This window comes from Rhizobium sp. M10 (assembly GCF_002531955.1).
In the GTDB taxonomy this organism is placed as follows: domain Bacteria; phylum Pseudomonadota; class Alphaproteobacteria; order Rhizobiales; family Rhizobiaceae; genus Rhizobium; species Rhizobium etli_C.
The window spans coordinates 1-21,495 of the sequence record NZ_NWTA01000024.1; the positions used below are offsets into that span (position 1 = coordinate 1).

Annotated in this window: 20 protein-coding genes; 10 read left to right on the forward strand and 10 right to left on the reverse strand. The window is 63.7% G+C overall.

Annotated features, from left to right (window positions below; translation table 11 throughout):
* Positions 1-66: 66 nt before the first annotated feature.
* Positions 67-429, reverse strand: coding sequence for a copper resistance protein CopC (locus CO671_RS27195; protein WP_097608624.1), 363 nt, complete (start codon positions 427-429; stop codon positions 67-69).
* A gap of 487 nt (positions 430-916) precedes the next feature.
* Between CO671_RS27195 and CO671_RS27200 the strand changes: the two genes are divergently transcribed.
* On the forward strand, positions 917-1,960 hold the full coding sequence (locus tag CO671_RS27200; RefSeq protein WP_097608544.1) for an NAD(P)-dependent alcohol dehydrogenase: 1,044 nt from the start codon (positions 917-919) through the stop codon (positions 1,958-1,960).
* 15 nt (positions 1,961-1,975) lie between these two features.
* Here CO671_RS27200 and CO671_RS27205 read toward each other — a convergent pair whose 3' ends face one another.
* The 4 genes from CO671_RS27205 to CO671_RS27220 form a co-directional block, all read right to left on the reverse strand.
* On the reverse strand, positions 1,976-2,545 hold the full coding sequence (locus tag CO671_RS27205) for a DedA family protein (RefSeq protein WP_097608545.1): 570 nt from the start codon (positions 2,543-2,545) through the stop codon (positions 1,976-1,978).
* A gap of 41 nt (positions 2,546-2,586) precedes the next feature.
* The gene (locus tag CO671_RS27210; protein WP_097608546.1) at positions 2,587-3,948 is read right to left on the reverse strand and encodes an FAD-containing oxidoreductase; all 1,362 of its coding nucleotides are present in this window, start codon (positions 3,946-3,948) and stop codon (positions 2,587-2,589) included.
* Positions 3,945-4,406, reverse strand: coding sequence for a DUF4126 family protein (locus tag CO671_RS27215; protein WP_097608547.1), 462 nt, complete (start codon positions 4,404-4,406; stop codon positions 3,945-3,947). The genes CO671_RS27210 and CO671_RS27215 overlap by 4 nt, the downstream gene beginning before the upstream one ends.
* A 91-nt stretch (positions 4,407-4,497) precedes the next feature.
* Positions 4,498-5,685, reverse strand: a complete 1,188-nt coding sequence (locus CO671_RS27220; protein ID WP_097608548.1) for an acyl-CoA dehydrogenase — start codon at positions 5,683-5,685, stop codon at positions 4,498-4,500.
* Positions 5,686-5,857: 172 nt separating this feature from the next.
* Here CO671_RS27220 and CO671_RS27225 point away from each other — a divergent pair, with 172 nt between their 5' ends.
* Positions 5,858-6,196 carry a cupin domain-containing protein gene (locus CO671_RS27225; RefSeq protein ID WP_097608625.1) on the forward strand — a complete coding sequence of 113 codons (339 nt, stop codon included), beginning with the start codon at positions 5,858-5,860 and terminating at the stop codon, positions 6,194-6,196.
* Here the strand turns inward: CO671_RS27225 and CO671_RS27230 are convergent, their stop codons facing one another.
* Positions 6,197-7,150, reverse strand: coding sequence for a LysR family transcriptional regulator (locus CO671_RS27230; protein WP_097608626.1), 954 nt, complete (start codon positions 7,148-7,150; stop codon positions 6,197-6,199).
* A gap of 252 nt (positions 7,151-7,402) precedes the next feature.
* Between CO671_RS27230 and CO671_RS27235 the strand changes: the two genes are divergently transcribed.
* The 8 genes from CO671_RS27235 to mmsB all read left to right on the forward strand — a co-directional run bounded on the left by CO671_RS27235 (position 7,403) and on the right by mmsB (position 15,169).
* Positions 7,403-7,642: a hypothetical protein gene (locus tag CO671_RS27235; protein ID WP_010028714.1), complete on the forward strand. Its 240-nt coding sequence runs from the start codon at positions 7,403-7,405 to the stop codon at positions 7,640-7,642.
* A gap of 332 nt (positions 7,643-7,974) precedes the next feature.
* Entirely contained in the window at positions 7,975-9,180 is a 1,206-nt protein-coding gene (locus tag CO671_RS27240) for an ABC transporter substrate-binding protein (RefSeq protein ID WP_097608549.1), read from the forward strand.
* Between the two features lie 5 nt (positions 9,181-9,185).
* Positions 9,186-9,968, forward strand: coding sequence for an ABC transporter ATP-binding protein (locus CO671_RS27245; RefSeq protein ID WP_097608550.1), 783 nt, complete (start codon positions 9,186-9,188; stop codon positions 9,966-9,968).
* Positions 9,968-10,669, forward strand: coding sequence for an ABC transporter ATP-binding protein (locus CO671_RS27250; RefSeq protein ID WP_097608551.1), 702 nt, complete (start codon positions 9,968-9,970; stop codon positions 10,667-10,669). Before CO671_RS27245 ends, CO671_RS27250 begins: the two co-directional genes overlap by 1 nt.
* A 4-nt stretch (positions 10,670-10,673) precedes the next feature.
* A complete protein-coding gene (locus CO671_RS27255; protein ID WP_097608552.1) occupies positions 10,674-11,561 on the forward strand; it encodes a branched-chain amino acid ABC transporter permease in 888 nt (295 codons plus the stop codon).
* Between the two features lies 1 nt (position 11,562).
* The gene (locus CO671_RS27260) at positions 11,563-12,552 is read left to right on the forward strand and encodes a branched-chain amino acid ABC transporter permease (protein ID WP_097608553.1); all 990 of its coding nucleotides are present in this window, start codon (positions 11,563-11,565) and stop codon (positions 12,550-12,552) included.
* A gap of 130 nt (positions 12,553-12,682) precedes the next feature.
* Positions 12,683-14,278 (forward strand): GMC family oxidoreductase, encoded by a 1,596-nt coding sequence (locus CO671_RS27265; protein ID WP_097608554.1) that lies wholly within the window; start codon positions 12,683-12,685, stop codon positions 14,276-14,278.
* A gap of 9 nt (positions 14,279-14,287) precedes the next feature.
* Positions 14,288-15,169: a 3-hydroxyisobutyrate dehydrogenase gene (mmsB, locus tag CO671_RS27270; protein ID WP_097608555.1), complete on the forward strand. Its 882-nt coding sequence runs from the start codon at positions 14,288-14,290 to the stop codon at positions 15,167-15,169.
* 270 nt (positions 15,170-15,439) lie between these two features.
* On the opposite strand, the gene fhuB is transcribed toward mmsB, so the two are convergent.
* The 4 genes from fhuB to CO671_RS27290 form a co-directional block, all read right to left on the reverse strand.
* Positions 15,440-17,434, reverse strand: coding sequence for a Fe(3+)-hydroxamate ABC transporter permease FhuB (gene fhuB / locus CO671_RS27275; RefSeq protein WP_245425039.1), 1,995 nt, complete (start codon positions 17,432-17,434; stop codon positions 15,440-15,442).
* Positions 17,418-18,302 carry an ABC transporter substrate-binding protein gene (locus CO671_RS27280; protein ID WP_097608557.1) on the reverse strand — a complete coding sequence of 295 codons (885 nt, stop codon included), beginning with the start codon at positions 18,300-18,302 and terminating at the stop codon, positions 17,418-17,420. The genes fhuB and CO671_RS27280 overlap by 17 nt, the downstream gene beginning before the upstream one ends.
* 2 nt (positions 18,303-18,304) lie before the next feature.
* Complete coding sequence (locus tag CO671_RS27285; RefSeq protein ID WP_010028336.1) at positions 18,305-19,084, reverse strand: ATP-binding cassette domain-containing protein; 780 nt, start codon at positions 19,082-19,084, stop codon at positions 18,305-18,307.
* Between the two features lie 96 nt (positions 19,085-19,180).
* Positions 19,181-21,340 (reverse strand): TonB-dependent siderophore receptor, encoded by a 2,160-nt coding sequence (locus CO671_RS27290; protein WP_097608558.1) that lies wholly within the window; start codon positions 21,338-21,340, stop codon positions 19,181-19,183.
* Between the last annotated feature and the right edge of the window lie 155 nt (positions 21,341-21,495).

Sequence of the window (21,495 nt, forward strand, 5' to 3'; positions counted from 1 at the left end):
CTTTAGCCCTTTGTTTTTATGCATGTCGTTGTCCCGGAACCGCTGCACACTTCCGGGCGACATGCATTAAGGATCGACCCGGAACTGGTATCGGCCTTCGGCGCTGCGGCCGTCCATCGAGAGCACGCGCCAGTCGACGGTATAGAGGCCGGGCGCCATGGCAGGATCGAGCGGAATTTTGAAGATCGATCCCTCAGGGCCGGAGAGAAACGGCTTGCCTGTGGGAAGCGCCGTACCCTCGGCATCGAACAGCACGGCCGTCGAACGGGCAAGATCGACCGGGCCGGTGAAGGTGAGCTCAAGATTGGCAGGAACGAGCTGTTGTTCCTGCTGTTGCGATGGGAGCGAGGCTTGTTCCAAGGCCGCGGACGCTTCACTTGCGGTGAAAAGAAGGAAGGCGAACAGACAGAATGACGCGATCGACTTCATGATGGTCTTCCTTGTGCCGATCCGCATGTGCCCGGAGCCCTCATGCTTCCGTGACGCCACGCCGACGCATCACTATTAACGCTGCGGAGGAGGATTTCGATCCCTAGTTTTTGCGATAAGGCGCACCGGCCGCGGCCGATGGCCTTTCGGCAGCGCGGCGATCAGGTCCGCAAGCCGCTGCCAGAATTTCCGGAATGACCTGGATAATGTTGGGCCGTTTTTCATCTCTCTGCCTGTCCTCGTCGCCGGGGGATCTCAAACTGGAGACCCCGGGGATCTCGAATTGAGAATGTACTCCCCGTCGGCCTCGGCTGGAATCATACGGAGGTCTTGGAGCGTGAATCTTTCGGATTATAGAAAATGGGCATTTCATCATCGGTTGAGCAAAAGCTTGACCGGTGCGATTGAATTGCCGCCGCTTACGGTCTTATAGTCCGTGTCGACGGCACCCGATGAATCGCGGGGGCAAAAGGGAAGGAAACCGATCATGACCAAAGTCCGTGCGCTGGTGCTGGAGCGCCAGCATGAGCTTGCGCTTCGCGATATCGATCTGCCGCTGGAGACAGGACCGGGGCAGGTCAAGATCAGGGTTCATACCGTCGGCGTCTGTGGTTCGGACGTGCATTATTATACCCACGGCAAGATCGGCCCCTTCGTCGTCAACGCGCCGATGGTGCTCGGTCATGAGGCGGCGGGCACGGTGGTCGAGGTCGGCGCCGGCGTCACGCATCTGAAAGTCGGCGACCGCGTCTGCATGGAGCCCGGCATTCCCGATCCGAATTCCAAGGCGAGCCGGCTCGGCATGTACAATATCGATCCCGCCGTCAGTTTCTGGGCGACGCCGCCGGTTCATGGCGTGCTGACGCCGGAGGTCGTGCATCCCGCCAACTATACCTTCAAGCTGCCCGACAATGTCAGCTTTGCCGAAGGCGCGATGGTCGAGCCCTTCGCGGTCGGCATGCAGGCGGCGAGCAAGGCCAAGATTGCGCCGGGCGATACCGCCATCGTTCTTGGTGCCGGCCCGATCGGCACGATGGTGGCGATTGCCGCCCTTGCCGGCGGCTGCGCCCGGGCGATCGTTGCCGATCTCGCCCAGCCGAAGCTCGATATCGCCGCGCAATATCAGGGCGTCATCCCGGTCAATATCCGCGAGACGAATCTGATCGAAGAAGTGGGCAGGCTGACCGACGGTTGGGGCGCCGACGTCGTCTTCGAATGTTCTGGTTCGCCGAAGGCCTGGGAGACGATCATGGCGCTGCCGCGCCCGGGTGGCGTCATCGTCGCCGTCGGCCTGCCGGTCAATCCTGTTGGTTTCGACGTCTCGACGGCGACGACCAAGGAAATCCGCATCGAAACGGTGTTCCGTTACGCCCATCAGTATGAGCGCTCGATCGCGCTGCTCGGCTCGGGCCGTGTCGATCTGAAGCCGCTGATATCGGAGACCTTCACCTTCGAGGATTCGATCAAGGCCTTCGACCGGGCCGTCGAGGCGCGGCCGAGCGACGTGAAGCTGCAGATCGTCATGGAGTAGGGCGCCGCACCACGTCTATGAGTGCCCGGCGCTCGGTCTCATCTTGCGAAGGGCAAGCGCGGCGGCTGCGACAACAGCCGCGGCTCCGACCGCGATCAGCAGATGGCGGTGAAGGGGGAGGTGGCCCAATGTCTGCTGGATTCCGTGCCCGAAGAGATAACCGAGCGCGGTGAAAAGCTGTCCCCAGACCAGTGCGGCTACCGCATTCAGGACGACGAATTTCCCGGTCGATATCCTAGTCGTCCCGATGACGACGGGGCTGATCGTCCGCAACCCGACCAGAAAACGAAAGGCAAGGATGAAGCCTGTGGGATATGTTTCGAGAAGCCGGGTGACGCGGGCAAGCGCCGGTCTTTCCAGCAGCCGGCGGACGAGGCTCCATCGGGCGGCGTATCGGCCGGCAAAGAACCAGAACTGGTCGCCGGCGAAGGATCCGGCGGTTGCCGCAGACGCTGCCGCCCAATAGGTAAGCAGGCCGCGATGAGCGATCACGCCGCCCAGGAAAGCGGCCGTTTCCCCTTCGAAGGCAGCCCCCAGAAAGATTGCCAGCAGGCCGTAATTCTCGATCAGCAGTTCGATAGACATGGCGGCCCGCCCCCAGCTGTTTCCGAAGCGTCAGGTCAAGGCTAAACCGGCTTCAAATCGCCGAGCAGCGTCGGGATCAGTTCCGACACCGTTGGATGGATCGGCACAGACCATTTCAGCGTGGGATAGGTTGTGCCGGCATTCATCGCGTCGATCAGGCCGTGGATCACCTCGTCGCCCTCGATGCCCAATATCGCCGCACCGAGAATCTCCTTGGTTTCGGCGTCGGCCACCACTTTCATGAAGCCCTTGGTCTCGCCGCGCTCATTGGCGCGGCCGACGCGGCTCATCGGGCGGGTCGAGACCATGATCCTGCGCCCCGACTCGCGCGCCTGCTTTTCCGTCATGCCGACGCGGCCGAGCGGCGGGTCGATGTAGAGCGCATAGGCCGGGATGCGGCTCGACAGCTTGCGGTCGTCGCCGTCCAGCAGATTGGCGGCGGCGATCTCGAAATCATTGTAGGACGTGTGGGTGAAGGCGCCGCGGCCGTTGCAGTCGCCAAGCGCAAAGATGCCCTCGACATTGGTGGCGAGCCGATCGTCGACGGTAATATAGCCACGTTTGTCGGTGGCGACGCCGGCGGCCTCGAGGCCGAGATCGTCGGTATTCGGCTTGCGGCCGGTGGCGATCAGCACATGGCTCGCATCGATTTTCGCCGCGCCGGCGGTGACGCTCACCCCATTGCCGTTTCCAGCAAAGGCGATGTTGCCGGCGTCGGTATGGACGCCAATGCCTTCCGAACGCAGGATCTCGGCGATCGCATCGGATATATCTTCGTCCTCGCGCGAAGCAAGCTTCGGCCCGTGCTCGATGACGCTGACCTCGGCGCCGAAGCGGCGATACATCTGCGCGAATTCCAGCCCGATATAGCTGCCGCCGATGACGGCCAGATGCCGCGGCAGCGTGTCGAGATGGATGATCGAGGTGCTGGTGAGGTAGTCGATGTCATCGATGCCGGGCAGCCCGGGAATGACGGGCCTCGCCCCGACATTGAGGAAGATGCGCGGCGCGCTCAGCGTGTCGCCGTTGACGCTGACGGTCTTCGGACCCTCGAAGCGGGCATGACCATAGATCACGCTCATGCCGTCCATCCCGGCAAACCAGCCGATCAGGCCGTTGCGGGCATTCATCGTCACCGTTTCGGCGCGGGCTCGGACCACCTTCATGTCGATGGCGATGTCGCCCGGAATATTGACGCCGTAGGCGGCAGCACTTCTGGCGACATGGGCGGCACGGGCGCTGGCGACCAGCGTCTTCGTCGGCATGCAGCCGGCATTGACGCAGGTGCCGCCGAGGAATTTGCGCTCGATCAGTGCGACCTTCATGCCCTTTTCGACCATGCGGGCGGCGAGGAACGGGCCGGCCTGGCCGGCGCCGATGACGATGGCGTCGAAGCTTTTCATGACATGGCCACCACGATCAGCGCCGCGCCGATGACGGCGACGGCATCCTCGATGAGCGCGGCCGGCAGGTCCTTGCCGAAGGAGGCGGCCAGCCTGGCGCGGACGGCCGCACCGCCATAGGTGCCGATCACCGCGCCGATCACGCCGGCGATCAGTCCGCCGAAGAGCAGGCCGCTGGCGGCGCCGATCGTCGCCCCGGCGAGCGCCCCGGTGACGATACGGGCGGAAAACTGCACCGGCACCTTGCGTGACGGCGTCGAGGGCAGCTGGTCGGTGATCAGCTCGACGATGGCGAGAACCGTGAAGATCCACGGCGTCCAACGGTAACCCATGAAGGCAAGCGGCGTCTGCGAGACGTCGAACCAGCCGAGTGCTGCACCCCAGGCGACGGCAGCGGGCGCGGTCATGGCGCGCAGGCCGGAGATGACACCGATCAGCAATGCAAGAAAAAGAAACATGCGCGATCCCCCTCATTGCCGGCGTCGTGCCGCGAGAGGGAAGGTTGCATATTGTCAAGCGCGTGGCAATTCGCCTTGCCGCGCCGGGAGTTTAGTTCGCGAAGGCGGCGATGCCGGTGATCGCCCGGCCGATGATCAGCGCGTGGATGTCGTGCGTGCCCTCATAGGTGTTGACCACTTCGAGGTTGACGAGATGGCGGGCGATGCCGAATTCGTCGGAGATGCCGTTGCCGCCGAGCATGTCGCGGGCCGCGCGCGCGATCTCCAGCGCCTTGCCGCAGCTGTTGCGCTTGAGGATCGAGGTCAGCTCCACCGGCGGATGGCCTTCCTCCTTCATGCGGCCGAGCCGCAGGCAGCCCTGCAGGCCGAGCGAGATCTCCGCCGCCATGTCGGCGAGCTTCCTCTGGATCAGCTGATTGGCGGCAAGCGGCCGGCCGAACTGCTTGCGCTCGAGCGTGTACTGCCGTGCCCTGGCATAACAATCCTCGGCGGCACCGAGCGCGCCCCAGGCAATGCCGAAACGGGCCGAGTTGAGGCAGGTGAACGGCCCCTTGAGGCCGGTGACGCCGGGCAGAAGATTTTCCTCCGGCACGAAAACTGCGTCCATCACCACTTCGCCGGTGATCGAGGCGCGCAGGCCGACCTTGCCGTGGATGGCCGGGGCCGAAAGCCCCTTCCAGCCCTTTTCGAGGATGAAGCCGCGGATGAGGCCGTCCTCGGTCTTGGCCCAGACGACGAAGACATCGGCGATCGGCGCGTTCGAGATCCAGGTCTTCGAGCCGGTGAGGCTGTAGCCGCCTTCGACCTTCTTGGCGCGGGTCGCCATCGAGCCGGGATCGGAGCCATGATCGGGTTCGGTCAGGCCGAAGCAGCCGATCCATTCGCCGGTGGCGAGTTTCGGCAGGTATTTCTGCTTCTGCGCCTCAGACCCGAAGGTTTCGATCGGCACCATGACCAGCGAGGACTGCACGCTCATCATCGACCGGTAGCCGCTGTCGACCCGTTCGACCTCGCGGGCGATCAGCCCGTAGGCGGTGTAACCGAGGCCGGCGCCGCCGTAATCGGGGGAAATCGTCGGACCGAGCAGGCCGAGTTCACCCATTTCGCGGAAGATTGCGGGATCCGTCTTTTCATGGCGGAAGGCGTCGAGGACGCGGGGCGCGAGCTTTTGCTGCGCGTAGGCATGGGCGGTATCCTGCACCATGCGCTCCTCGTTGGTCAGCTGCTCCACCAGGCGGAACGGATCGGCCCAGTCGAAAACCTCGCGCGTCTGCTGCATGGCGGCGTCTCCTCACCCACGATTCAGGCTTCCTCGCTCAAGGTCGCATAGACCCGCCAGCCGACCGCGTCAACACAAGCCAGCCTATCGAAAATACGAGGCGCGCCATCTTTTCAAAAGCGTCGTCATGCTCCACTTTGCCCGCGTTCGATTCTGGAGCGAGGAGGCGGAAATGACGTCAAGCGATCTGTTCGTATCGGCCGAAGGCGCCGAATGGGTCAATCCGGAGCCCGGCGTTACCAGGCGCATCATGACCTATCTGCCGGAGATGATGATGGTGGAGGTGGCCTTCGAAAGTGGCGCTGTCGGTGCGGCCCATTCGCATCCGCATATCCAGGCAAGTTATGTCGCCGAGGGCAGTTTCGAGGTGACGATCGACGGGCGGACCGAGGTGCTACGGCAGGGCGGCAGCTTCATTGTGCCGCCCAATCTCGTCCATGGCGTCAAGGCGCTGGAAAAGGGCCGGCTGATCGATGCCTTCACGCCGCACCGTGCCGAATTTCTGAAGTAATCAGGCTTCGGATTCTGACCGGCGCGCCGGGCCGGCGGCGGTGACATAGGGCGGCACGAAGCGTGCATCCTTGCCGCGCACCGCCTCACGCAGGAAGTCGATGACGGCGCGTACGCGCGGCGCCTGTTTCAGGTCGCGATGGCAGGTGATCCAGTACTGGCGCTTGAGGTCGATTTCCGCGGGCAGCACCCGCACCAGCTCGGGATAACGGCTGGCGAAGAAATAGGGCAGGATGCAGAGGCCGAGGCCGTTTCGGGTGGCGGTCAGCTGCGCGAAGATGCTGGAGCTCTGGAACTGCGGCTTGATGCGCGGATGCACGTCACTGAGATAATCCAGGCCCGGCGCGAAAATCATCTCCTCGATATAGCTGACGAAGGGATGCTCAAGCAGATCGTCGCGGCAGGTGATGGCGGGCGCTTTCGCCAGATAATCGCGAGAGCCGTAAATCTGCAGATGATAGTCGGTCAGCTTCTCGGCGAAATAGGGCCCGCCCTTCGGCTCGTCGAGCACGACGGACAGATCGGCCTCCTTGCGCGACAGCGACATGATCTGCTGGATCGTCACCAGTTCGAGCGACAGATGCGGATGCTGGGCGGCAAACCGATGCAGCACGGTGGCGAAGAAGAAATTGGCAAAACCTTCCGGGGCGCTCAGGCGCACCAGGCCGCGCTGCGCCATCGAGCCGTCAGCGAGGTCGGCGCGCAGCCGCTCGGTCTCCTGCTCCATTTTCTCGGCCGTCTCGACGAAGCGCGTGCCCATGGCCGTCAACACATAACCGCGCGGATTGCGCTCGAACAGCTTGACCTTGAGGGTGAATTCCAGCCGGTCGATGCGCCGCGAAACGGTGGCATGGCTGGAGCGCAGCTGGCGGGCGGCCGTCGACAGCTGCCCGGTGCGGGCGACGGCGAGAAAAAACTGCAGATCGTCCCAGGTAAACTGCGGTGGATGGTTCATCGCCATTTCTTTCGTTCAACAACCAATAACGCATAGCACGGTCTTGTGCTATTGAAACAATTCATTGTTTTTATTTGCGTTTTAACATCACGTAAAGAATGGAGGAATCGCGGGCGGAAGATCCCGGCGAAGGTTGGGCCTTGATGAATTCGAGACGACGCCGGTGAGAAACTGGTGATGCCTCGGCGAGGGTGCTTTCAGCCATTATGCGCGAATGCTACACGGCCGCGTTTGCATTTTGAGGAACTATTGATGAAAAAATTGGTTCGCCTGCTGCTGACGATCGCGATCGCATTCGTCGTCGTCATCGGTTTTCGCTGGTATCGCTACGTTACCAACACCGACAGCCCCTATGACGAAGTCGGCATCACGCTCAACACATCCATGCCGGGCCCGCTGAATGCCTGGGGCTGCGCCAAGCTCAAGGAAACCTTCAGCGGCGCCTTGCCTCCCCACGGCTGCGCAGCGGAGAATGGGACGCAATGGAAATAACGGCAGGCTGAAACGCGCCGAATGTGCCGGAGGCGAAGGATCGACGGATGATTGGTCCTTCGTCGAACGCTGCCAGCCCTGCACAACCGTCGAAACTGCCCTAGTTCTAGCGCTGAACGCTCACTCTTTGCTCTCCCGAGGCCTGGATCGACATTGTGCAGCTCTCTTTCTGTGCAAAAATGAACAGATACTGTTTGGAATTAGTTATAAACCACCCGTTGCCTCGGGGGAGAAATTCCATGATCGTAAGACAAGGGCCGCTTGTTCTGAGGAGTGCGACCGGCCAAATTTGAACAGATCGGTAATCTGGCTAATCTCTGGGAGGAGAGAATATGCGAAAGAATCTCATTGCATCAGTTGCGTTTTTGCTCGCCAGCAGCACAGCGGTGCTCGCGCAGAGCGCGACTGACGGCAAGGTCAAGATCGGCATTCTGAACGACCAGTCGGGCGTCTATGCCGACTTTGGCGGCAAGTCTTCCGTCGAAGCCGCCAAGATGGCGGTCGAGGATTTCGGCGGCAAGGTGCTTGATGTGCCGGTCGAGATCGTCGATGCCGATCACCAGAACAAGCCGGATATCGCCTCCAACATCGCCCGCCAGTGGTACGACACCGAGCAGGTGGACGCGATCATGGAACTGACGACCTCGTCGGTGGCTCTCGCCGTGCAGGCGATCGGCAAGGAAAAGAAGAAGATCGACATCGTCACCGGTGCGGCGACGACGGATCTGACCGGCAAGGCCTGCTCGCCCTACGGCTTCCATTGGGCCTACGACACGCATGCGCTCGCCGTCGGTACCGGCGGCGCGCTGGTCAAGCAGGGTGGCGACAGCTGGTTCTTCCTGACCGCCGACTATGCCTTCGGCTATTCGCTGGAGCAGCAGACCAGCGAATACGTCAAGGCGAGCGGCGGCACGGTCGTCGGCGCCGTCCGTCATCCGCTGTCGACCCAGGACTTCTCGTCCTTCCTGCTGCAGGCGCAATCGTCCGGCGCCAAGGTGATCGGCCTTGCCAATGCCGGCCTCGATACTGCGAACGCCATCAAGCAGGCGGCTGAATTCGGCATCACCCAGGGCGGCCAGCATCTGGCGGCGCTGCTCTTCACGCTTGCCGAAGTCCATGGCCTCGGGCTTGAAGCAGCGCAGGGCCTGACGCTGACGGAAGGCTATTACTGGAACCGCGACGACGAAAGCCGCGCCTTCGCCAAAAAGTTCTTCGCCCGCACCGGCAAGATGCCGAACATGGTCCATACCGGCACCTATTCGGCGGTGACGCAATATCTGAAGGCGATACAGAAGGCCGGCACCGACGAGACGGAAGCCGTCGCCAAGCTGCTGCATGAAATGCCGGTCGACGACGTCTTCGGCCGCGGCGGCACGGTCGGCGCCAACGGCCGGATGATCCACGACATGTACCTGCTGCAGGTCAAGAAGCCGGCCGACAGCAAGGAGCCGTGGGATTACTTCAACGTGCTCGCCACGATTCCCGGCAAGGAAGCCTATATCGATCCCGCCAAGAGCGGCTGCGATCTGGTGAAGTAAGGGCAATGGCGGTTTCCGCGATTGAAACGCAGGGAAAGCCGCGGGTGGTTTTATCCGCCCGCGGCCTGCGCCGCGATTTCGGCGGCTTCACGGCCGTCAAGAACGTCGATCTCGACGTGCATGATGCCAGCGTGCATGCGCTGATCGGCCCGAACGGTGCCGGCAAGACGACGGTCTTCAACCTGCTGACCAAGTTCCTGCAGCCGACCGCAGGCACGATCACGCTGATGGGCACCGACATAACAGGGACGGCACCCGACAGGGTGGCGCGCATGGGACTGGTGCGCTCCTTCCAGATCTCGGCGGTCTTCCCGCATCTCTCCGTTCTCGACAATGTGCGGGTGGCGTTGCAGCGGCCGAACAATCTTTCCACCCAGTTCTGGCGGCCGCTTTCGGCGCTCGACCGGCTGAACGAGCGCGCCGAGCAGCTGCTCGCCAGTGTCGGGCTTTCCAAGGAGCGCGATCATATCGCCGCCGATCTTTCCTATGGCCGCAAGCGCGTGCTGGAGATCGCCACCACGCTGGCGCTCGACCCGAAAGTGCTGCTGCTCGACGAGCCGATGGCCGGCATGGGGCTTGAGGACGTCGGCGTCGTCTCGGCGATCATCCGCGACGTCGCCCGCGACCGGGCGGTGCTGATGGTCGAGCACAATCTCTCGGTCGTCGCCAATATCTGCCAGCATGTGACGGTGCTGCAGCGCGGCGAGATTCTGGCCGAGGGTGATTATGCCACGGTCAGCCAGGACGAGCGCGTGCGCGTCGCCTATATGGGCACGGAGGAGCATTGATGGCCGCTCTCCTCGAAGTCCAGGGACTGAATGCCTGGTACGGCGAAAGCCATGTCCTGCACGGTGTCGACATGCGGGTGGCCGAAGGCGAGACGATCACCATTCTCGGCCGCAACGGCGTCGGCAAGACGACGACGCTGCGCACCATCACCGGCATCGTGCGCGCCCGCAAGGGCAGGATCAGCTTTGCCGGCAGCGACATGATGCAGGTGCCGCTGCACAAGACGGCGCATCGCGGCATCGGTTTCGTGCCGGAGGAGCGCGGCATCTTTTCGACGCTGACCGTGTCGGAAAACCTGCTGCTGCCGCCTGTCGTGGCGAAGGGCGGCATGACGCTCGACGAGATCTACGAACTCTTCCCCAATCTCTACGAGCGCCGCACCAGCCCCGGCACCAAACTCTCAGGCGGCGAGCAGCAGATGCTGGCGATCGCCCGAATCCTGCGCACCGGCGTCCGGCTGCTCATTCTCGACGAACCGACGGAAGGGCTTGCTCCCGTCATCGTCCAGCGCATCGGCGAGGTGCTGCAGACGCTGAAAGGACGCGGCATGACGATCCTGCTCGTCGAGCAGAACTTCCGCTTCGCCAGCCGGATTGCCGATCGCTTCTATCTGATGGATCATGGGCAGATGGTGTCGGAATTCCCGGTCGGCGAACTGCCGCAGCGCATGGATACGCTGCACAAGGTTCTGGGAGTGTGACCAGATGACGATGATCTTCGGCATTCCCCTGCAGGCGCTGCTCGGCCAGCTGTTGATCGGCCTGATCAACGGCTCGTTCTATGCGCTGCTCAGCCTCGGCCTCGCCATCATCTTCGGCCTGCTCCGGGTGATCAACTTCGCCCATGGCGCACAGTACATGCTCGGCGCCTTCGTCGCCTATCTGCTCTTGACCTATGCCGGCATCGGCTATTGGCCGTCGCTGATCCTGGCGCCCGTCATCGTCGGCCTTGCCGGCGCGGTCATCGAGCGGCTGTTCCTGCGCCGGCTCTACGATCTCGATCCGCTCTACGGCCTGCTCTTCACCTTCGGGCTGGCACTCGCCGTCGAAGGCACCTTCCGCTATCTCTACGGCTCGTCCGGACAGCCCTACGCAACGCCGCCTGCCCTTGCCGGCGGCGCCAATCTCGGCTTCATGTTCCTGCCGATCTATCGCGGCTGGGTGGTCGTCGTCTCGCTTGTCGTCTGCCTCGGCACATGGCTGCTGATCGAGAAGACCAAGCTCGGCGCCTATCTCAGGGCCGCCACGGAGAACGCCGTGCTGGTGCAAGTTTTCGGCGTCAACGTGCCGATGCTCCTGACCTTCACATACGCGCTCGGCGCCGGCCTTGCGGCCTTTGCCGGCGTGCTGGCCGCGCCGATCTACCAGGTCTCGCCGCTGATGGGCTCGAACATGATCATCGTCGTCTTCGCCGTGGTCGTCGTCGGCGGCATGGGGTCGATCATGGGCGCGATCGTGACCGGTTATATGCTCGGCATCGCCGAGGGCCTGACCAAGGTCTTCTATCCCGAAGCTTCCAACACCGTGATCTTCGTCATCATGGCGATCGTGCTTCTCATCAGGCCCGCGGGCCTCTTCGGCCGGGATGCTTGACATGGCTGACATCACTGAAACCATCCGAACGGAAAAAAGCCGGACCGCCTTTTCGGTGCAGGCGGGCTTCCTGCTTGCGGGGCTGGTGTTCCTGCTGCTGGCGCCGTTCTTCTTCTATCCGATCTTCCTGATGAAGCTGCTCTGCTTCGCGCTCTTCGCCTGTGCCTTCAATCTGCTGCTCGGCTATACCGGCCTGCTGTCCTTCGGCCATGCCACCTTCTTCGGGGGTGCGGCCTATTTCACCGCCTATACGGTGAAATCATGGGGGCTGCCGCCGGAACTCGGCATCCTGATCGGCGTGGCGGGCGCGGCATTCCTTGGGCTGGTCATGGGCTTCTTCGCCATCCGCCGCCAGGGCATCTATTTCGCGATGATCACGCTGGCCTTGTCGCAGATGTTCTTTTTCTTCTGCCTGCAAGCGGAGTTCACCGAAGGCGAGGACGGCATCCAGTCGGTGCCGCGCGGCCATCTCTTCGGCTTCATCGATCTGAACGACTCGACCAATATGTATTATTTCGTGCTGGCCGTTTTCCTCATCGGCATCCTGATCATCTGGCGCTTCATCAATTCGCCGTTCGGCATGATTCTGAAATCGATCCGTGAAAACGAAAATCGCGCCACTTCGCTCGGCTACTCCGTGGCGCGCTACAAGCTCGGCGCCTTCGTCATGTCGGCAGCGCTGGCGGGGCTGGCGGGCGCGATGAAATCGCTGGTCTTCCAGTTCGCGACCCTGACCGACGTCGCCTGGCAGATGTCGGGCGAGGTGATCCTGATGACGCTGCTCGGCGGTATCGGAACGCTGGTCGGACCGCTCTTCGGCGCGGGGCTTGTCGTGGCGCTGCAAAATTATCTCGCCACGTCGGAATTCCCGGTGACGATCATCACCGGCGTCGTCTTCATGATCTGCGTGCTGATATTCCGCCGCGGCATCATCGGCGAATTTTACGCTTCGCGGCTCGGGCGGAAACTGGGCTTCGTCTATCGCCGCTGAACGGGCGGACCTCTCTTTCCCAGGAACGATTTCCTTCCCGGCAAAGAGATTGCGGCGGCAATGCGACTCTCCCTCTCCCCGTCCCGCGGGGAGAGGGAGGCAGGGGCATCTGGGGCTTCGTGCAGGGCACATGGATCGTTACGACTACATCATCATCGGGGCAGGCAGCGCCGGCTGTGTGCTTGCCAACCGGCTTTCTGCCGACGGCAAGAGCAGGGTGCTGCTGCTCGAAGCCGGCGGCAGCGACAATTACCACTGGATTCATATCCCGGTCGGCTATCTCTATTGCATCAACAATCCGCGCACCGACTGGTGCTTCACCACGGCGCCGGAAACCGGATTGAACGGCCGGGCGCTAAGCTATCCGCGCGGCAAGGTGCTCGGCGGCTGCTCGTCGATCAACGGCATGATCTATATGCGCGGCCAGGCGCGCGACTACGATCTCTGGCGGCAGATGGGCTGCACCGGCTGGGGCTGGGACGATATCCTGCCGTTCTTTCGCAAATCCGAGGATTTTTATCGCGGCGCCGACGAGATGCATGGGGCCGGCGGCGAATGGCGCATCGAGAAGGCGCGCGTGCGCTGGGCCGTGCTCGACGCCTTCCAGCAGGCGGCGAGAGAAGCCGGCATTCCGGAGACGGCGGATTTCAACCGCGGCAGCAATGAAGGTTCCGGCTATTTCGACGTCAACCAGCGTTCCGGCATTCGCTGGAACACCTCGAAAGCCTTCCTGCGCCCGGCGCGCAAGCGCTCCAACCTGACCGTGCTGACCAAGGCGCAGGTCCGGCGGCTGCTGGTGGAGGAGGGGGCCGTCGCCGGCGTTGAATTCCAGCACGACGGCGTGGCGAAACGCGCTTATGCCGCCCGAGAAACCATCCTTTCGGCCGGTTCGATCGGCTCGCCGCATATTCTCGAACTCTCCGGCATCGGCCGGGGCGATGTGCTGCAGCGGGCGGGCGTCGATGTCGTCACCGAGGTCAAGGGTGTTGGCGAGAACCTGCAGGACCATCTGCAGCTGCGCCTGGCCTATAAGGTGACCGGCGTTCCGACACTGAACGAGAAGGCGACGAAGCTGATCGGCAAGGCAGCGATCGGGCTCGAATATCTCGTCCGCCGTTCCGGGCCGATGGCGATGGCGCCGAGCCAGCTCGGCATCTTCACCCGTTCCGGGCCGGACCGGGAGACGCCGGATTTGCAATATCACGTGCAGCCGGTGTCGCTGGAGAAGTTCGGCGATCCCGTCCACCCTTTCCCGGCGATCACGGCGAGCGTCTGCAATCTGCGGCCGGAGAGCCGGGGTTCGGTGCACCTGTCGAGCCCGGATTTTGCCGCCCAGCCGACGATCAGCCCGAAATACCTCTCGACGCAGCGCGATCGTGACATAGCTGTCCGTTCGATACGGTTGACGCGCAAGATCGTCGCGCAGCCGTCCTTCGCGAGGTTCAAGCCGGAGGAGTTCAAGCCGGGCCCCAGCTATCAGACCGAGGCCGATCTGGAGCGGGCGGCGGGCGATATCGGCACGACGATCTTCCATCCGGTCGGCACCTGCCGCATGGGCGCCGACAGGGACAGCGTCGTCGATCCGCGGCTGAGGTTCCGGGCGCTCGGCAAGCTCAGGATCGCCGATGCCTCGGTGATGCCGTCGATCACCTCGGGCAACACCAATTCGCCGACGATCATGATCGCCGAAAAGGCGGCGGCGATGATCCTCGAAGACAATCGATAGGAGAAGACCATGGCAAGGATCGCATTCATCGGGCTTGGCAATATGGGCGGGCCGATGGCGGCCAATCTCGTCAAGAGGGGTCACGAGGTTCTCGGTTTCGATCTCGCGGCCTCGGTGCTGAAGGCGGCGGAGGCGAGCGGCGTCAAGCCGGCAAGCCATGCCAGCCAGGCGGTCAAGGACGCGGAGATCGTCATCACAATGCTGCCGCAGGGCCGGCACGTGCTGACGGCCTGGACCGATATCCTGCAGACGGCGGCGCAGGACACGCTGGTGATCGATTGCTCCACCATCGATGTCGACAGCAGCCGCAAGGCGCATGAGATGGCCAAGGCCGCAGGCTGCCTGTCGCTCGACGCGCCCGTCTCCGGCGGCACCGGCGGGGCGAGCGCCGGCACGTTGACCTTCATGGCGGGCGGCTCGGACGAGGCCTTCGCCAAGGCGAAGCCGATCCTCGAGGCCATGGGCAAGAGGATCGTCCATTGCGGCGAGGCGGGCGCCGGCCAGGCGGCAAAGATCTGCAACAACATGATATTAGGCATCTCGATGGTCGGCGTCTGCGAAGCCTTCGTGCTCGCCGAAAAACTCGGCCTCTCGCACCAGGCGCTGTTCGATGTCGCCTCGACCTCGTCAGGCCAGTGCTGGTCGATCAATACCTATTGCCCGGTGCCGGGACCGGTGCCGACCTCGCCCGCCAACAACGGCTACAAACCGGGTTTTGCCGCAGCGCTGATGCTGAAGGATCTCAAGCTATCGCAGGAGGCGGCACTGGCGAGCGGCGCGTCGACGCCGATGGGTGCCGAGGCGGCCCAGCTTTTTGCGCTGTTCGAGAAGCAGGGCAATGGCGGACGGGACTTTTCGGCGATCATCGAGATGTTCCGCGAAAAGGCGTAAGCGCTGACGGCGCGCCCTATATTGGCCAGCCTATGCCGAGGGACCAAGGCGCCGCCACGATTCCCTTCTCCCCAGCGGGGAGAAGATGCCGGCAGGCAGATGAGGGGGTGAGCGGCAAAGCCGCGAATGCGCTGAGCGCAAGCGAAGGGCAGCATGGAGGGTGTACCGCGTGGCCCCCTCATCCGACCCTTCGGGCCACCTTCTCCCCGCTGGGGAGAAGAGGGAGCAAGCAGCGACCTGCGGCATCCGATACCGTAATCCCGTCAGCCATCATCGCTGAACTTCCTTCCGCGACAGCAGCCAGACGAGATAGGGGCCGCCGATCAGCGCGGCGAAGAGGCCGACCGGCACCTGGTAGGGATAGATGACGACGCGTGACAGCCAGTCCGCCGCCATCAGCACGCCGGCGCCGAAGATGAGGCTCGCCGCAAGCTGGTGGCCCGGCGCGCGGAAGCCGGCAAGGCGGGCAAGATGTGGCGCGATGAGGCCGGTGAGGCTGAGCGGGCCGACAAGGAACGAAGCGATCGCCGTCATCAGTGCGGCGAGGATGGCGAGCACCAGCCGGCTTGCCCCGACAGGAAGGCCGACAGCCCGACCGAGGCCTGCTCCGAGCGGCAGGATCGTCAGCCAGCGGCTGAGAAAGGGCAGGGGTGCGGTCAGCACGGCGAGCGAGAGGATGGCCGTCCAGGCTTCGAAGGCGCCGGCGCGGTTGGTCGAGCCGGACAGCCAGGTGAGCAGGATATAGCCGCGCATATCGCCCTGGGCGAGCACCATCGTCACGATCGCCATGGCAAAGGCGCCGATGCCGACGCCGGCAAGCAGCATGCGTTCCGGCGAGAACCCCGCGCGGGCGGAAATGGCGATCATGGCGAGGAAGGCTGCCAGTGCGCCGATCGCCATGGAAAGCAGCATGGTGACGGGTGAGGGGAAGCCGAAGAGGAAGAGCGCCACGGTGATGCCTGCGCCGGCGCCGCCGCTGACGCCCAGCACTTCGGGGCTGGCGATCGGATTGCCGGTCATCCTTTGCATGATGAAGCCGGTCGCCGCCAGCATGGCGCCGGCGCCGGCGGCTACCATCGTGCGCGGCAGGCGGAAGGGCAGGAGGTCGGCAAACAGCGCGCCGGTCGCCACATGCCAGCCGTTATCGGCCGGGCCGAAAGTGAGAACGACGGCAAAGAGCAGGAGGAGGGCCGTGAAGAGCAAAGCAAGCGCCCGGATCGGCTTTGCGAGCCTGTTCAGCATTTCGGCCGGCCGGGCGGCAATGGCTGAAACGGAGTGCACGCGCGGCAGCAGAAAGAGCAGCAGCGGGCCGCCGAGCAGGGCGGTTGCGGCGCCCGTGGGCGCGAGATCGGTAAAACCGGGGCCGAGGACCTGGGTGAGGCAATCGGTCAGGAAGAGCAGGCCGGCGCCCGTCAGCGGCGCGGCCACCATCAGCCGGCCGGAGCTGCGCGTGCCGGCAAGCCTTGCGATCGCGGGTGCGGCGAGCCCGAGAAAACCGATGATGCCGACCTCGGAGGTCACCGAGGCGGCGAGCCAGACGGCGAGGGTGACGATCGCCAGGCGGGTCGAATGCAGGGCGAGGCCGAGGCTCCTGGCGCCGCTGTCGTCGAGCGCGAGGATGCGCAGCGGCCGCACCAAGAGCAAAGCGGCGGCAAAGCCGACGATGAGTCGGGGGCCGAGCGACAGGACGCCGTTCCAATCCTGCTGGCTGAGCGAACCGGCGCCCCAGATATAGATCGACATGGCATATTCGCCGCGCGAAAGAACCAGCGTGACGCTGAGCGCCGAGGCGATCAGGCTGACGATCATGCCGGAAAGCGCCACCGTCACTGGGTCGAGCCCGCGCCGCCAGCTCAGAGCCAGCACGATGGCGACGGCCGCGATGCCGCCGCCAAAGGCGATCATCTCGCGCGGTAAACCGATGAGCAGAGGCGAGACGCTCATGGCCGCCGTCATTGCCAGTTCCGCGCCGGCGGCGATGCCGAGCGTCGAGGCGTCGGCGATCGGATTGCGCAGCACACGCTGCAGCAATGCGCCGGAAAGGCCGAGTGCGGCGCCGGCGATCAGGGCCAGCGCGGCGCGGGGCATGATGCCGTGCCAGAACAGCATCCCATTCAGCGCGGCTGCATCGGCAGCGCCGTGCGGGACCTCGGGGCGCGTGCCGATGAGGAGCGCGAAGGCGACAATGCAGAGCGTGGCGAAGATGATGCCGATGACAGGCGCGCCCGCGCGTCGTGCGGGCCTGGCGCTAACCATTCCATGCATGGGCGAGCCCCTCCGCCAACAGATCGGCAAAGCGGCCGGCGGCCGGCAGCGCGCCATAGGGATTGATCGAGCCGAGCATCAGCACGCGCTTTTCGCGCACGGCCGGCAAGGCATTCCAGAAGCCGCTGCTGGAGAGCGCAGCGAGAGCATCGGCCGGATGCGGGGGAATCATGACGATCCAGGCGTCGGGCATCGATGCCAATGTCTCAATGCCGATGGGGGCCGCCGCCGAGTAGCTGGTCGCACCCTGCCAGGCATTGGTCAGGCCGACGCGTTTCAGCACTTCGCCGAACATGCTGTCGGCGCCGAAGACGCGGAAATGCCTGGCGTCGCCGAGATTGATCGGGATGACCGGCCGCCCGTCGCCGGCGGTAAAGAGAGAGCGGTGGCGGTCGAGCCGGGCTGAAAGCGCCTCGGTCAACTGCCTGGCGGCGGGAAGCTGCAGGCGCTCGCCGAGTGCAAGCGTTACCTGCTCGGCCAGCGCGAAGGGGCTTTCGCCGGGCTTGTAGATCGCATGGCTTTCCACCGGCGCAATCAGGCGCATGCGCTCGTCGGCCCAGGCATAGAAGTTCGAATTGAAGATCAGCTCCGGTCGTGCAAACCGCAGCACCTCGAAATTCGGCGTGCCGCGCAGGCCGAGATCGGCCACCGCCGCCGGCACGTCAGGTGTGACGGCGACCTCGCGGAACTGCCGCAATTCGGTTGCCGCAACGACGTTGGCGCCGATCGCCAGCAGGGTTTCGAGCAGCGCCCAGTCGAGTGTGGAGACGCGCACACCCTCTGCTGCCCGCACCGGCGCGGAGGCGGAGAGCGAGGCCGCCGCACCGGCCAGAAATTGCCTGCGGGAGAAGTAAGCCAGAAAGGCCATGCCTATAACAGATAGCTCACCGGTTCGTTGCGAACCGGATGCGGAAAGACGCCCATGCCGACGCCGAAAATCGACTGCAACGTCTCGGTCTGCATGATCTCGGCGGGCGTGCCTTCGGCGGTGATCCGGCCGCGGTTGAGCGCAATGATGGCATCGCAATAGCGCGCGGCCAGATTGATGTCGTGCAGGACGACGATGACGGTCAGCCCGCGTTCGTGACTGAGTTCCTTGACCAGCGAGAGAACGCTTGCCTGATGCGCGAGATCGAGTGCGGAGGTCGGCTCGTCGAGCAGCAGGCAGCGGGCGTCCTGGGCGAGCATCATGGCAATCCAGGCGCGCTGGCGCTCGCCGCCGGACATGTTGGCGACGAGGCGATCGGCGAAATCCTCGAGTTCGGTGCGGACGATCGCCTCCTCGACCTTGCTGCGATCGGTCGCGGTGAAGCGGCCGAGCGTGCCGTGCCAGGGGAAACGGCCGAGCGCTATCAGCTCGCGCACGGTCATCCCGTCGGTCGCCGGCGTGAATTGCGGCATATAGGCGACGTGCCGGGCAAATTCGCGGGCGCCCCAGTCGGCGGCCGGTTTGCCGCCGAAGGCGACGGCGCCGGATTTCGGCGCGACCTGGCGGGCGATGATCTTCAAAAGCGTGCTCTTGCCGGACCCGTTCGGCCCCACCAGCCCGTAGATGCGGCCCTGCGCAAGCGTCAGGTCGATACCGTGCAGAATGGATTTCGGCCCGACGGCATAATCGATTCCCGAGAGGGCAAGAAAAGGCGAAAGCATGGTCTGCTCCAGGTTCGTCGCTGCAAACGGGGTTCGGGAGGGGCTTGCCCTCCCTTTTCCAGCAGGTTCCTGCAAAACTAAACTCAGATTGTCAACTTACCACTTTCTGCTGAGCTTGAAGGTGACGGTACGGGCATCGCCGTAACCGCAGACGGTCAGGCCGCCGCAACCCTTGACGTATTCCTTGTCGAAGAGGTTGGTGACGTTGAGCGCGGCGCCCCAGTTTTCCCGCTCGTAGCGGATCGCGGCGTCGACGAGGGTGGCGGCCGGCACCTTTTCGGTATTGGCCTCATCGGCCCAGGACCAGCCCTGATGGCGCACACCGGCGCCGAAGCTCATGCCCTCGAAAGCTCCCGCCGTCAGCGTATAGTCGACCCAGAGCGAGGCCGTCACCTTCGGGACGATATAGGGTGAATTGCCGACGAGCGCCGGGTTGGCCTCATTCTCCGTCACTTCCATGTCCGTATAGGCAAGCGAAGCGAGAAGCTTCCAGTTCTCGTTGATATTGACCTTGCCTTCGAGTTCGGCGCCGCGCGAGACGACTTCGCCGAGCTGGCTCTGGGCGAAGGTCGCCGGATTGGTGACCGTGTTGTTACGCTTGGTGATGTGGAAGACCGATGCGGTCAGCGAGCCGTCGATGAAGCTCGGCTCATATTTGATGCCGCCTTCGAACTGCTCGCCTTCCTCCGGCTTCAGGGCGCCTGATACGCCGGTGCCGATCAGCGGGTTGAAGAAAGTCGCGGCGCTGACATAGGGCGTCAGGCCGTTGTCGAATTCATAGGCAAGGCCGATGCGACCGCTGACGGCGCTGTCGTTGGTGCTGAAGGTCGTGCCGATCACGGCATCCTGGTCGATATCGACATAATCGTAGCGGCCGTTCAGCGTCAGCAGCCAGCCATCACCGAAATGGATGCGGTCCTGGGCATAGACGCCGATCTGGTTCTTGGTGACGATGCCGTCGGCATAGACGAAATTGGCGCCCTGCGTCGTGCCGTAGACGGGATCGGTGGCGCTGATCGAATTGGAGCCGCAGCAGGCCTGCCAATTGTCGAGACGGTAATAGGTGTAATCAAGCCCGACGAGAAGATTGTGCGTGGTGCCGCCGATGTCGGTTTCGCCTTCGAGCCGGTTGTCGATCGAGAAGGTGTCGACGCCCGAGCGACCCTCGAAACCGATGCGCGCCAGCTGATAGTCCGGACCCGTTGGCACGCCGCCGACCCAGCCGTTCAGGTAGGGACCGATCTCGTGCTTGTCGAGCCGGCCGTAGCGGGCGCTCTGCGAGAACTTGATACCGTTGTCGAACTCATGCTCGAATTCGACGCCGATCATCTTCTGCACATAGCTGCCGTCGTCGAGGTCGGGTTCGCCATAAAAGGCGTCGCGGTCGATCTTGCCGAACGGCGCATCCTCGACGGTGCCGACATAGGGGAAGAAGCCGTTGCCGGTATGCACCTGATCGAGGCCGGCGAGGCTGCCCCAGACCGTCAGGCTGGTGGCGTCATCCGGCGAAATGGTCAGCTGCGGCATGATGAAGCCGCGGAAATCCTCGGAAAAATCCGAATAATTGTCGCCACCCGCAACCTTGCCAGTGATGCGGTAGCTCATCGCTCCGCTGGCGCCGATCTTGTCGGAGACATCGAAGCCGGTGAAGGCGTTGCCGTTGCTGTTGATGCCGATCTCCGTATAGAAGAGCGGCTCGTCGAGCGGGCGCTTGCGGACGAGATTGACGATGCCGCCGGGATTGGCGCCGCCGTAAAGCACCGAAGCCGGGCCCTTCAGCACTTCGACGCGCTCCAGCATGAAGGGATCGAGCTGGAACCCGCCGAAGCCGTAGCTGAAAAGCGTCAGATTGTCGAAGAAGACACCGGTCTGGCCGGCGTCGAAGCCGCGGATATAGAACCAGTCGGTGTCGCCGTCATTGCCAAAGGGCTGCGAGGTGACACCCGGCGTATAGAGCAACGCCTCGTCGATCTTGTTGGTGATGCCGCGATCGTCCATTTCCTCGGTGCCGACGACGGAGACGGACTGCGGGATTTCATTGAGCGGCGTATCGCTCTTCGAGCCGGCGGAGGAGTTCTTGGCGACATAGCCTTTCACGGGGCTGGTCGCGGTGTCGCCGCCGCCCTGGATGACGATCGGTTCGAGCGTCGTCGACGTCGCCTCCTGCGCCGCGGCGGCGCCCGCCATCAGGCCGGCGATCGCAACGCCTGCCAACAGATTTAGCTTGAAATTGCGACCCCTGGTCTGCCCGCGCATGTCTTGTCTACCCCACTCGTGCCGCGACGCTGGCGCGGCGAAGCCTTAATAAGGTGAGCGTTTAACTCAATTTTACCGGCTCGGCTTGTCCGGATCGGGGAAATTTGAACGTTTTTGGGCAATTCTCCGGCTCGCAAACAATTGCTCGATGACCG